The sequence below is a fragment of the Ruegeria sp. AK4 genome (assembly GCF_056541025.1).
This window is the reverse complement of the sequence record NZ_JBQFXS010000006.1, coordinates 19,028-31,676: the sequence shown is the minus strand read 5'-3', so window position 1 is coordinate 31,676 and position 12,649 is coordinate 19,028. Positions and strand designations below refer to the sequence as shown.

Annotated in this window: 11 protein-coding genes; 6 read left to right on the top strand and 5 right to left on the bottom strand. The window is 60.8% G+C overall.

The window, feature by feature from the left end:
• Positions 1 to 2: 2 nt before the first annotated feature.
• The 3 genes from ACR0EZ_RS12280 to ACR0EZ_RS12270 form a co-directional block, all read right to left on the bottom strand.
• Positions 3 to 416, bottom strand: a complete 414-nt coding sequence (locus tag ACR0EZ_RS12280; RefSeq protein ID WP_480613929.1) for a cytidine deaminase — start codon at positions 414 to 416, stop codon at positions 3 to 5.
• Positions 417 to 488: 72 nt separating this feature from the next.
• On the bottom strand, positions 489 to 1,583 hold the full coding sequence (locus tag ACR0EZ_RS12275) for a cupin domain-containing protein (RefSeq protein WP_480613376.1): 1,095 nt from the start codon (positions 1,581 to 1,583) through the stop codon (positions 489 to 491).
• A complete protein-coding gene (locus tag ACR0EZ_RS12270; RefSeq protein WP_480613374.1) occupies positions 1,555 to 2,250 on the bottom strand; it encodes a hypothetical protein in 696 nt (231 codons plus the stop codon). Before ACR0EZ_RS12270 ends, ACR0EZ_RS12275 begins: the two co-directional genes overlap by 29 nt.
• A gap of 183 nt (positions 2,251 to 2,433) precedes the next feature.
• Here ACR0EZ_RS12270 and ACR0EZ_RS12265 point away from each other — a divergent pair, with 183 nt between their 5' ends.
• The 4 genes from ACR0EZ_RS12265 to ACR0EZ_RS12250 all read left to right on the top strand — a co-directional run bounded on the left by ACR0EZ_RS12265 (position 2,434) and on the right by ACR0EZ_RS12250 (position 8,803).
• On the top strand, positions 2,434 to 4,707 hold the full coding sequence (locus tag ACR0EZ_RS12265) for an NADP-dependent malic enzyme (RefSeq protein WP_480613372.1): 2,274 nt from the start codon (positions 2,434 to 2,436) through the stop codon (positions 4,705 to 4,707).
• A gap of 44 nt (positions 4,708 to 4,751) precedes the next feature.
• Positions 4,752 to 5,141, top strand: coding sequence for a GFA family protein (locus ACR0EZ_RS12260; RefSeq protein WP_480613370.1), 390 nt, complete (start codon positions 4,752 to 4,754; stop codon positions 5,139 to 5,141).
• A gap of 231 nt (positions 5,142 to 5,372) precedes the next feature.
• Positions 5,373 to 7,262 (top strand): propionate-CoA ligase PrpE, encoded by a 1,890-nt coding sequence (gene prpE, locus ACR0EZ_RS12255; RefSeq protein WP_480613368.1) that lies wholly within the window; start codon positions 5,373 to 5,375, stop codon positions 7,260 to 7,262.
• Positions 7,263 to 7,354: 92 nt separating this feature from the next.
• Positions 7,355 to 8,803: an amidase family protein gene (locus tag ACR0EZ_RS12250; protein ID WP_480613367.1), complete on the top strand. Its 1,449-nt coding sequence runs from the start codon at positions 7,355 to 7,357 to the stop codon at positions 8,801 to 8,803.
• A gap of 244 nt (positions 8,804 to 9,047) precedes the next feature.
• Here the strand turns inward: ACR0EZ_RS12250 and ACR0EZ_RS12245 are convergent, their stop codons facing one another.
• Positions 9,048 to 9,809, bottom strand: a complete 762-nt coding sequence (locus tag ACR0EZ_RS12245) for an NAD kinase (protein ID WP_480613365.1) — start codon at positions 9,807 to 9,809, stop codon at positions 9,048 to 9,050.
• A 167-nt stretch (positions 9,810 to 9,976) separates the two neighbouring features.
• Between ACR0EZ_RS12245 and glyA the strand changes: the two genes are divergently transcribed.
• A complete protein-coding gene (gene glyA / locus ACR0EZ_RS12240; RefSeq protein ID WP_480613363.1) occupies positions 9,977 to 11,272 on the top strand; it encodes a serine hydroxymethyltransferase in 1,296 nt (431 codons plus the stop codon).
• A 67-nt stretch (positions 11,273 to 11,339) separates the two neighbouring features.
• On the opposite strand, the gene ACR0EZ_RS12235 is transcribed toward glyA, so the two are convergent.
• Positions 11,340 to 11,714, bottom strand: coding sequence for a hypothetical protein (locus tag ACR0EZ_RS12235; RefSeq protein WP_480613362.1), 375 nt, complete (start codon positions 11,712 to 11,714; stop codon positions 11,340 to 11,342).
• 47 nt (positions 11,715 to 11,761) lie between these two features.
• Between ACR0EZ_RS12235 and ACR0EZ_RS12230 the strand changes: the two genes are divergently transcribed.
• Complete coding sequence (locus ACR0EZ_RS12230) at positions 11,762 to 12,562, top strand: alpha/beta fold hydrolase (RefSeq protein WP_480613927.1); 801 nt, start codon at positions 11,762 to 11,764, stop codon at positions 12,560 to 12,562.
• Positions 12,563 to 12,649 lie beyond the last annotated feature (87 nt).

Genomic DNA, 12,649 nt, shown 5'->3' with positions numbered 1-12,649 from the left:
GGTCAGGCATCCTTCATGTGCGACGCGTCAAAGGCACCGGGCAGCAACTGCCCGATGGTCGTTTCCAACTCGGCCCCATCGATGGTGGCCAGCGTCACCTTTACCTCGCGCGCGCCAAACTCGGCCAGTTTCTGACGGCAGCCACCGCAGGGCGGCACCGGTTGCGGGCTTTGGGCGACAACATAGATCTCGGACAGTTCCGTCTCGCCTGCGGCGACCATGGCGGCAATTGCACCGGCCTCAGCGCAGGTGCCTTCGGGGTAGGCCACGTTTTCGACGTTGCACCCGATGTAAACCGTTCCAGAGCCCGACCGGATCGCAGCACCCACCTTGAAGTTGGAATACGGCGCATGGGCGTTTTCGCGGACCTTCAAGGCTGCATCTTTAAGCGACATGGCGATTCCCCGATTTTTGATCGTCTGGTCAGAAGAATTCACCTTACCGGAAACCGAAGGGGGAGTTGAAGCCCCAGCGCCGGTGTTTTTGGCCTAGCCGAGGGTGGTGTTGAAGGTGCCGGGCAAAGTCACCTCAAGCAGTTCGATATCGTCCGACGGGTCGGCCAGACGGGTGCGCATGCCCGGTGGAATCACGAACGCATCCCCCTGCTCAAGCCGGTACGGATCGCGGCCTTCGCCCTCAAGCGTGACTTCGCCGCCCATGACGAAGGAGAAGTGGATATCGGTGTCATGGATGGCCCAGACCGGATCGCCCTGCCCCCGGCGCACCACTTGAACCCCGGCGACGCCTTTTGTGTTTTCGGCAATCGTCGTATCGCGGCAGACATAGCCCGGCAAACGGAACGGTCCCCAGTCGGCATCTTTTGCCTGATTGTAAACGAACCGTTGCCCCTGCCATTCCCGGTCCGGACGGAAGTTTGGCGTAGGCAATGCCATCTCATGATCGATCTCGGTGACATGCTCGGCCGGAACCCCGATTTCTATCACCTGCACATTGTCCGAGGCCTCGAGCACGCGATGCCGGATTTCCGGCGGCTGGATAAAGCAATCGCCAGCGGTCAGGCGCATCTTGTCGCCCTGATCCTCGTAGACCACATCGACCCAGCCGTGGATGCAGAAGATCAACTGAAACCCGACCTTGTGGAAATGCACCATGTCGGGCACCGGGCCCCCGTCGGGAATGCGGATATGGCTGGCGATGATCGACCCGCCCAGCCTGTCGGGGACCAGATCGCGGTAATGCATCCCGGCCCGCCCGATGATCCAGGGGGCCTGATCCTTGAGCCTGCGTACCACCAAGGAATGCACGGTTTCGGGCATAACCAGCGGCGGATCCCGCTCTTCAATCTCGATCCGGGTGCCGTTTGGGGCCACAAGAACGCGTTTGCCACCGGCGAAGTCATCCGGGTTGTCTGTCAGTATACGCAGGGTTCCCGGCGTCTCGGGCGCGTCTTTTTCGATGCGCAGCCGCAAACCATGGCCCGAAAACACACCGACCCGGGGATCATCCGCCGGATAGATCATGTCCATCTGCATCCCCAGCACCCTGGTGTAAAACGGGATGTCGTCGCGAAGCTCCTGCGTGGGCAGGCGAATTTCAGCGCGTGTCTGCGGTGTCTGGCTCATGACCTGTCTCGTCGATCTGCGATTTCGGCCATCCGATCAGAACCGAGGCCAAAATGCCAATCGAAAAGAGCATCTCGAGCGTTTCTTCCAGAACGAAAAGCCGCGTCAACATCGTTGTCGACAGGTCGGCGACGTAGAAACCGGAAACCTCTTCCAGCAGTTGCGCAATCACCGCCGACATTCCGGCAATCACAAAAACCTTGAGGAACGGAGCCCGCAGCCTGACCGCTCGCCATGCATTGGGAACCCCGTGCCACAGAAACCCGCCAACAACCAGCAGCGCCAGTACAATCCGCACGACGGTCATATCCAGCAGGGTGTCCAGACCGTTGAGCACAAAGAACGGCAGGCTGTCGGTGGCATAGACCTCGGCCTCCAGCTCTCTTTCCGCCAGCAACAGGCAGACAAGCCCGATATACAAGCGGTTTAGTCCCGGAAACCGATAGAGCGCCACCAACCCCGCTATGAACAGCCCGGCGGCTGACACGGTCTCAAACGGCCCGCCCTCCTGGATGAGCGCCGAGGCCTGGATGGGCCACAGGATCACCGCACTCAGAAGCAGCGCGATCAGCAGGACCGCCGCCCAGACGGCATAGCGGGGCCATGCTGATCCATGTGCCGTTTCGTGCAGACCGTTCGCGGTCTGGATTTCAGTGTTGTTCGCCATGCTGGTTCTTATCGCTGGTATGCGGTCCAGATTTTCAGGAAGCTGGCAATGTAAAAATTTTGCGACAAAAATCAACCACAGGCTGCTGCGATACGTCCGGACGGTCAAAAGTGACGTAGCGTAGCCAAATAGGGAAAAACCGTTTAGCACTAAACCGAATTTCTTAAGGGAGCTGAATCGCCGATGCCGGACACACCAAACCTGCGACAGGCCGCGCTTGACTATCATGCCTATCCAAAGCCCGGAAAGCTTGAGATCAAGGCCACAAAGCCGATGGCCAATGGCCGCGATCTGGCCCGTGCCTATTCGCCCGGCGTGGCCGAGGCGAGTCTGGAGATCAAGGCAGACGCGTCGAATGCCGAACGCTACACCGCGCGCGGCAATCTGGTTGCGGTGGTGTCCAACGGCACGGCGGTTCTGGGCCTTGGCAATATCGGCGCGCTGGCCTCGAAACCGGTGATGGAGGGTAAGGCCGTCCTGTTCAAGAAATTCGCCGGCATTGATTGCTTCGATATCGAGGTCAACCAGCCAGACCCCGAAAAGCTGGCCGATATCGTCTGTTCGCTGGAACCCACCTTTGGTGCGATCAATCTTGAAGATATCAAGGCACCTGATTGTTTTACCGTAGAAAAGCTGTGCCGCGAGCGCATGAACATTCCGGTGTTTCACGATGATCAGCACGGCACCGCCATCGTGGTCGGCGCAGCCGCAAAGAACGCGCTGCACGTTGCGGGCAAGAAATTCGAAGACATCAAAATCGTGTCGACCGGTGGCGGGGCGGCCGGGATCGCCTGCCTGTCCATGTTGGTCAAACTGGGCGTGAAGCGCGAGAATATCTGGCTGTGTGACATTCACGGGCTTGTCTACGAAGGCAGGGAAGAGGACATGAACCCGCACAAGGACCAGTTCGCACAGAAATCCGACCTGCGCACGCTGGATGACGTGATCGGCGACGCCGACCTGTTCCTTGGCCTCAGCGGCCCGAACGTTCTGAAACCGGAGATGGTGGAGAAAATGGCCAGCCGCCCGATCATCTTCGCGCTGGCCAACCCGACGCCGGAGATCCTGCCGGATGCGGCGCGCGCGGTGGCCCCGGATGCGATCATCGCCACCGGGCGCAGCGATTTTCCAAATCAGGTCAACAACGTTCTGTGCTTCCCCTTCATCTTCCGGGGCGCGCTGGATGTGGGTGCGACCGAGATCAACGACGAAATGCAGATCGCCTGCGTGCACGGCATCGCCGAAATGGCCCGCGCCACAACCAGCGCCGAAGCCGCGGCAGCTTACAAGGGCGAACAGCTGACCTTTGGCCCGGACTATCTGATCCCCAAACCCTTCGACCCGCGACTGGTCGGTGTGGTGTCCTCGGCCGTGGCAAAGGCTGCGATGGACAGTGGCGTGGCGAAACGGCCGATCGAGGACATGGAGGTTTACAAGGAAAAGCTGAACCAGACCGTCTTCAAATCCGCACTGCTGATGCGCCCGGTGTTCGAGGCCGCAGCCGTCGCCTCGCGCCGGATCGTGTTTGCCGAGGGCGAGGACGAACGTGTTCTGCGGGCCGCGCAGGCCGTTCTGGAGGAAACCACCGAAACACCGATCCTCATCGGGCGGCCCGAGGTGATCGAAGCGCGCTGCGAAAGATTGGGCCTGACCTTCCGGCCCGGCACGGATTGCCAGATCGTGAACCCGGAAAACGACCCACGGTATTACGATTACTGGAGCTCGTACCACCAGATCATGCAGCGCCGGGGCGTGACGCCTGATCTGGCCAAGGCGATCATGCGCACGAACACGACCGCCATTGGCGCGATCATGGTGCATCGGGGCGAGGCTGACAGCATGATCTGCGGCACCTTCGGCGAATACCGCTGGCACCTGAACTACGTTGAACAGGTGCTGCAAGATGGCGATCTACGCCCGCACGGGGCCTTGTCGCTGATGATTCTGGAAGACGGCCCCCTGTTCATCGCGGACACGCATGTCAGGCAACTGCCAACGCCCGAGGAACTGGCCGAATCCACGATCGGCGCGGCACGGCACGTGCGGCGGTTCGGACTTGAACCCAAGATCGCCTTCTGCTCGCAATCGCAATTCGGCAATCAGGCCGAAGGCTCCGGCAAACGTCTGCGTGCGGCGCTGGACATTCTGGATCAGAAACCGCGCGACTTTGTTTACGAGGGGGAAATGAACCTGGATGCTGCGCTGGACCCCGAATTGCGGGATCGCATTTTCCCGGCGTCCCGTCTGTCCGGTGCGGCTAACGTGCTGATCTTCGCCCATGCGGATGCGGCCAGCGGTGTCCGCAACATCCTGAAGATGAAAGCCGACGGGATCGAGGTTGGCCCGATTTTGATGGGTATGGGCAACAAGGCGCATATCGTGACACCGTCGATCACCGCGCGGGGCTTGCTCAACATGGCGGCCATTGCCGGAACCCCGGTCGCGCATTACGGTTAAGGCGGGCGGCCCCTTCGACTGGCCGCCTTTTGTGGGAGGTCGGCATGAAGGGGCATTGTCACTGCAAGGCGATACATTGGGAAAGCGATGGTGATGTGGCGTGGAGCTGCTATTGCCATTGCGCCGATTGCCGCCGCAACTGTGCATCGCCTGTGACGGCCTTTTTTGGCCTGCCGCACGAGGCGGTCAAATGGCAGGGTGATCCGCCGAAAATCTACCGGTCTTCCGGTCATGTCGAACGGCTGTTCTGCGGCACCTGCGGCACGCAAATGGCATATCGCAATGCGCGGGATGCGGTGAATATTCACCTCTATACGGCAACCCTGGAAGACCCAGGCAGCCTGCCGCCCCGGTTCCACGTGTTTCATGCCGAGCATATGCGCTGGCTCAATATCCAGGACGATCTGCCCCGCTATGCCAAAACCGCCAACTGATCCGATTCTCGGGCAGCTCCGTTTTTGCATCGGTAAGTTTGCAATTTTGCAAAATTGGCAAACAGGCGCCGCAAAACCTCATCAAGAAAAGGGTTTTGCAAAAATTTGCAGGCCGATTTCAGCCGTCTTGCAAAGAATTTGCGATAAACTGACGCGCCGTCACTCGAGTTGCTTGTGGCCTGCCTTCAGTATCCCTAACAACATGCCCGAGGAGTTTCGGAGGAGAATATGATGGCATATCAGGACGTGTACGACAGCTGGAAATCCGACCCCGAGGCGTTCTGGATGGACGCCGCCAAAGGGATCGATTGGGTCAAAGCCCCCAGCAAAGCCCTGTTCGATGACAACGCCCCATTATACGAATGGTTCAGCGACGCGCAGGTCAACACGTGCTGGAACGCCGTCGACCGCCACGTGGAAAACGGGCGTGGCGAACAGACGGCCATCATCTATGACAGCCCGATCACGCATACCAAACGCGAAATCTCGTACGTCGAGCTGCGCAACCGCGTTGCCAACCTTGCCGGTGCCTTGCGGGCCAAAGGGATCGAAAAAGGCGACCGTGTCATCATCTACATGCCGATGATCCCCGAAGCGCTCGAGGCGATGCTGGCCTGTGCCCGTCTGGGGGCCGTGCATTCCGTTGTGTTTGGCGGTTTCGCCAGCAACGAACTGGCGGTGCGGATCGACGATGCCAAACCCAAGGCGATCATCGCCGCCTCGTGCGGGATGGAGCCGGGTCGCGTGGTGCACTATAAACCTCTGCTGGACGGCGCGATTGAACTGGCCGCGCACAAGCCCGATTTCTGCGTGATCTTCCAGCGCGAACAGGAAGTCGCCCAACTGATCGAGGGGCGCGATTTCAACTGGCATGGGTTCCAGTATGGCGTGGAACCGGCGGAATGCGTGCCCGTCAACGGCAATGATCCGGCCTATATCCTCTATACCTCGGGCACCACCGGGTCACCCAAGGGCGTTGTCCGCCCCACCGCAGGCCATCTGGTGGCGCTGAATTGGTCGATGAAAAACATCTACAACGTCGATCCGGGCGATGTGTTCTGGGCGGCCTCTGATGTCGGCTGGGTCGTGGGGCATTCCTATATCTGCTATGCGCCGCTGATCCACGGCAACGCCACCATCGTGTTCGAAGGCAAACCGGTCGGCACTCCGGACGCGGGCACCTTCTGGCGCGTGATCTCGGAGCACAACGTCAAAAGCTTCTTCACCGCGCCCACCGCCATCCGCGCCGTCAAGCGCGAGGACCCCAATGCCGAGATGATGGCGAAATATGACCTGTCCGGCCTGAAGGCCCTGTATCTTGCGGGCGAGCGTGCCGACCCAGACACCATCATCTGGGCGCAGAACGCGCTGGAGATTCCGGTCATTGACCACTGGTGGCAGACCGAAACCGGCTGGGCCATCGCCGGAAACCCGCTGGGGATCGAGGAATTGCCGATCAAGCTGGGCTCGCCCGCCAAGCCGATGCCCGGATATGACGTTCAGATTCTGGATGAAGGCGGCCATCCGATGAAGTCCGGCGAACTGGGTGCCATTGCCATCAAACTGCCGCTGCCACCGGGCACATTGCCAACGCTGTGGAACGCCGAAGAGCGGTTCAAAAAGTCGTATCTGGACCATTTCCCCGGCTATTACGAGACCGGCGATGCGGGCATGATCGACGAGGACGGATACCTTTACATCATGGCGCGCACCGACGATGTCATCAACGTCGCAGGCCACCGCCTGTCCACCGGCGGCATGGAAGAGGTGCTGACCGCCCACCCCGACGTGGCCGAATGCGCGGTGATTGGCGTTTCGGATCAGCTCAAGGGCCAGATGCCGGTCGGGTTCCTGTGCCTGAACGCGGGTGCCGCGCGCGATCATGGCGAGGTTGTGCAGGAAGTCGTGAAAATGGTGCGCGAAAAGATCGGCCCGGTCGCGGCATTCAAACTTGCGGTTGTGGTCGATCGTCTGCCCAAGACACGCTCGGGCAAGATTCTGCGCGGGACGATGGTGTCGATTGCGGACGGCAAAGACTACAAGGTGCCCGGTACGATTGACGACCCCTCTATTCTGGATGAGGTCAAATCAGCCCTGCAAACCATCGGATATGCGCAATAACAGGTCGCGGGCGGTCTTTGGCCGCCCAGACCGCGCTTTTGCTTGCAACCTGAAACAGCCCCCCTACTGTCACCGTAAGACAGAGAGGGCACATGGCAGATAGCGACATTTGGCGCCTTGGCGCCGCGGACCTGACGGCACTGACACGCAGTGGCGACCTGAGCGCCGAGGACGCCGTTGAAAGCGCACTCACCCGGATGCATCAGGTGAACCCCGCCCTGATCGCGGTGGTCGAGGACCTGAGTACCGAGGCGCTGGATCGCGCACGCGCGCTGGACGCGGCCCGCGCAAAGGGCGCTCAAACCGGCCCGCTGCATGGCGTTCCCGTCACGATCAAGGTCAATGTGGACCAAAAGGGCCACGCAACCACCAACGGAGTGGTTGCGTTGAAAGACCTGATCGCCCCGGATGACGCGCCTGTTGTGTCCAACCTTCAAAAGGCCGGGGCCATCGTGATCGGGCGCACCAACACGCCCGAGTTTTCGTTTCGGGCCGATACCGACAATCCGCTTTATGGACGCACGCACAACCCCTGGGGGCGGCATATCTCGGCCGGCGGGTCCTCGGGCGGGGCCGGTGCGGCGGTGATGACGGGCATCGGGGCGCTGGCGCATGGCAACGATATTGGTGGCAGCCTGCGGTTTCCGGCGGCGGCCAACGGGGCCGTGACCATCAAACCGGGCCTGGGGCGCGTTCCCGCCTGGAACCCAAGCCAGACCGCTGAACGCGGAATTCTGGCCCAATCCATGTCGGTGCAAGGGCTGCTCACCCGGTCGGCTGGTGATCTGCATCTGTCGATGCCCAGCCTCATCGCACCCGACCCGCGCGACCCGTTCCACATACCGCTGCCGTGGCGGGGTGAGGATCCGGACGGCCCGCTCAAAGTGGCCTTCACGAAAAACACATACGGCTACGCCCTGCACCCTGAGGTCGAAAAGGCGCTTGATACGGCCCGCGACGCGCTGACCGATGCGGGCTATCTGGTCGAAGAGATCGACCCGCCTGATGTGTTCGAATGCGGGCGCAACGGCTATCGCGCCTTGATGGGCGAGGTCCTGACCCTGATGCAAAGCGATATCGAGGCCGCCGGGTCGCAGACCATTCAGGATATCTTTGGCGTCTATTTTCAGGAATTCCCGCCTATCGTGGAAAAAGAGCTGGTGCAGATGCTGGCCAAACGCAGCCATTATGCGCGCGAGTGGTCGCTGTTCATGCAAGACTACCCTCTGGTCCTGTCCCCGTTCCTGCCGCAACCTTTCTTCAAGCCCGACCGCGATACGGAAGGCGCAGAAGGCGTGCATGAGGTTCTGGGCTGTGCGGTCTATTCTTATGCGATGAACTTCCTCGGCCTGCCTGCCGCCTGCGTCCCTGCCCGGCTGGCCAGTTTGCCGGGCGGCCCACAGCCGATAAATGTGCAAATCGCAGCAAGACGCTGGCGCGAGGATCTGGCCGTGGACGCCGCCGCCGCGATCGAGGCGCGCGTTGGGCGGATGTGCGATTCCCTGTGGGAGCAAATGGAAGCTCAGGCGATACCAGAATAAAATAGACCCCGGGGTAACTTGCCCGGGGCCCAGCTACTAAAATATTCCCGGATTTCTGATGACGAGCGTAGCACCACCCACCCTCGCCAGCGCGAAAACTGCGCAATCGTTCGAAAACACCGTTGGTGGCCACTCACTCCCACCTTGGCGTGTTCTCCGGGCAAGTTAACCGTACCGTAAGGCCGGGCAGTTTCGTGTGAACTGGTTCACACAAGCCAAAAGAATTTCGCAAAACAACTGAAAATTATGTGAATTGTTCCGAGATCAGACGCTCTTCCAGCCCGTGACCCGGATCAAAAAGTATCCTGTGGGTGATCGCTGGCTCGGATCTGATTTCGACCCAATCGATATCGGGGAACGCAATGGAATCGGCGGCAACGATGACAGGGCGCTTGTCCGCGTCCAGCACGTCGAACCGCACTTTTGCGATCTTGGGCAGCAACGCGCCGCGCCACCGTCGCGGGCGAAAGGCCGCAATCGGCGTCAGCGCCAGAACGTCCGAACCGATCGGCAAAATGGGGCCGTGGGCCGAATAATTATACGCCGTCGAACCCGCCGCCGTGGACAGCAGCGCCCCGTCACAGACCAGTTCTCCCATGCGCACCCGGTCATCCACGCTGATCTTCAACCGCGCGGCCTGCGGCCCTGCCCGCAGCAGGGATACTTCGTTGATCGCCAGCGCCTCGTGCAGTGCGCCCGAGTGGTCCATCGCACGCATAGCCAGCGGGTTGATGACCTCTTCCTCGGCATCTGCCAGCCGGTCCATCAGATCGTCCTGGTGGTATTCGTTCATTAGGAAGCCGATGGTGCCCCGGTTCATGCCATAGACCGGTGTATCCAGATGCTGCGTGTTTTGCATTGTGTGCAGCATGAAGCCGTCGCCGCCCAAAGCGACCACGACATCCGCGTCCCTTGGGGCGGCGTTGCCATATCTGGCAACCAGATCGTCGCGGGCCGATTGCGCCACCTTGGCATCGCTCGCAAGAAAGGCGATTCTCTTGATCATGTTTTCCGGTTTCCGGTCCTGCACATTTGGTTCCGAAACAAACATACCTTTCCCCAATAGGCCAGTCTTGACGCCACAGAGGGCCATTTCGTCGCTTTACGGCTGTTACCCCGGGCATGTTTCCGATAGGAAATCCGCCAGATAAACCCCAGTCCTGTGGAGCCACTATGAACGCCAACCTTCGTGATACCGGTTTCTTCACCCAGTCCCTAGCGGATCGTGACCCCGAGCTGTTTGGCTCGATCACATCCGAGCTGGGCCGTCAGCGCGACGAGATCGAGCTGATCGCCTCGGAAAACATCGTCTCTGCCGCCGTGATGGAGGCGCAGGGCTCGGTGATGACCAACAAATACGCCGAGGGCTATCCCGGCCGCCGCTACTATGGCGGTTGCCAGTTCGTCGATATCGCCGAGAATCTGGCGATTGACCGCGCCAAGCAGCTGTTCGGCTGTGAGTTCGCCAACGTTCAGCCCAACTCAGGGAGCCAGGCCAACCAGGGTGTGTTTCAGGCGCTGATCCAGCCCGGCGATACCATACTGGGCATGTCGCTTGACGCAGGCGGCCACCTGACCCACGGCGCAAAGCCCAACCAGTCGGGCAAATGGTTCCACGCGGTACAGTACGGCGTCCGCAAGCAGGACAACATTCTGGATTATGATCAGGTCGAGGCGCTGGCTAAGGAACATAACCCCAAGCTGATCATCGCAGGCGGCTCGGCCATCCCGCGCCAGATCGACTTTGCCCGCATGCGCGAGATTGCCGATATGGTCGGTGCCTATCTGCACGTGGACATGGCGCATTTCGCCGGTCTGGTGGCGGCGGGCGAACACCCCTCGCCCTTCCCGCATGCGCATGTGGCGACGACCACCACGCACAAGACCCTGCGCGGTCCGCGTGGGGGTATGATCCTGACCAATGATGAAACTATCGCCAAGAAAGTGAATTCGGCGATCTTCCCCGGCATTCAGGGCGGCCCGCTGATGCATGTGATCGCCGGCAAGGCCGTGGCCTTTGGCGAGGCGCTGCGCCCCGAGTTCAAGGACTATATCAAGCAGGTCGTGACCAACGCGCAGGCGCTGTCGGACCAGCTGATCAAGGGCGGTCTGGACACCGTGACCCACGGCACCGACACCCATGTGGTGCTGGTCGACCTGCGCCCCAAAGGCGTCAAGGGCAACGCGACCGAAAAGGCTTTGGGCCGGGCGCATATCACCTGCAACAAGAATGGCGTGCCGTTTGATCCCGAGAAGCCGACCATCACCTCGGGCATCCGTCTGGGTTCCCCCGCCGGGACCACCCGCGGCTTTGGCGAGACCGAGTTCCGCCAGATCGCTGACTGGATCATCGAAGTTGTCGACGGTCTGGCCGCCAATGGCGAAGACGGCAACAGCGCGGTCGAAGCCAAGGTCAAGGCCGAAGTCGCCGAGCTTTGCGCGCGCTTCCCGATCTATCCGAACCTGTAAGCGGTTTGAATAAAATGAAAACGGCGCCCTAGCGGCGCCGTTTTTTTGTGGGTCTTCGCGTGGGCGGTCACAGAAATCCGCGCCACAACAGGACGATCAGAAACAGGGCGGCAAGGGCCAGCAGGTTGAACGCCAGCCCGCCCAGCAGCCCCAGAAACCAGCCCCATCGGCGATCCGCCAGATTGATCGCGGTCAGATGCGCCTGCACCTCTTCCGAGGCCTGGATCAGTTTCGGGTTGTCCAGAACAAGCCGCAACTTGGGATGGGCGGCCATCTGCTCGGCCTGCGCCAGAACCATCGCTTTCTTGTAGATCCGGCGCGGCAGACGGCGTTTTGCATGCCGGACCGAGGCCGTCAGGGTCTTGTCCCGCACGCCCAGCTTTGCGCGCAGCAGCGCGATCGTTTCGGCAATCCGGCTCTGAATATCTGTGTCCTGCGACATTGGACCCTCCTGAACGGGCAATCTACCCGTCACGGGGGCCGCAAACAATGGGGCTGGTCGTTTCGCGCTGTGCCGGTTATCACCCGACCATGCTGCACACGATTGTTCACGGTGAACCCACCGAAAATCCCCCTTTGGTCATTGCGCACGGCCTTTATGGCTCGGCCCGGAACTGGGGGGTGATTGCGAAACGTCTGTCGGATGAACGGCGGGTGATCGCCGTGGGGATGCGCAATCACGCGTTCAGCATCTGGACAGATCAGCACACCTATCCGCAAATGGCCGAGGATCTGGCCGAGGTGATCCGGCATTTCGGCGGGACGGCGGACGTGCTGGGCCATTCGATGGGCGGCAAGGCCGCGATAACGCTGGCCCTGCAGCACGGTGATCTGCTGCGCAAGCTGGTCGTCGCCGACATCGCGCCGGTGACATACGGCCACAGCCAGATTCAGTTCATCGACGCGATGAAAGCCGTGGATTTCTCGGGCGTCTCGCGACGGTCGGATGTGGAACAGCAACTGGCCGGGCTGGGCGTCGAAGCGGCGCTGCAAAGCTTCTTTACCCAGTCGCTGGATATTCCCGGCAAGCGGTGGTTGCTCAATCTGGATGTACTGGCGGCGGAAATGCCCAAGATCATGGGCTTTCCCGACCTTGAAGGCGCGTGGGATGGACCGACATTGTTCCTGTCAGGTGCAAGCTCGGACTACGTGCTGCCGGAGCACCGCGCCAAAATCCGCGCGCTGTTTCCCAGCGCGCGTTTTGCCAAGATCCCCGGTGCGGGGCATTGGCTGCACGCCGAAAAACCCCGCGAGTTTGAAGCCGCCGTCAGAACCTTCCTGAACGCCTAAGGCGTTTTGCGTTTTATCTGAAACAGACTGATCGAAATGCGGTTCGACTGAAGGGAGAGGCAGCGCATTTCGATTCAAATCAAACGC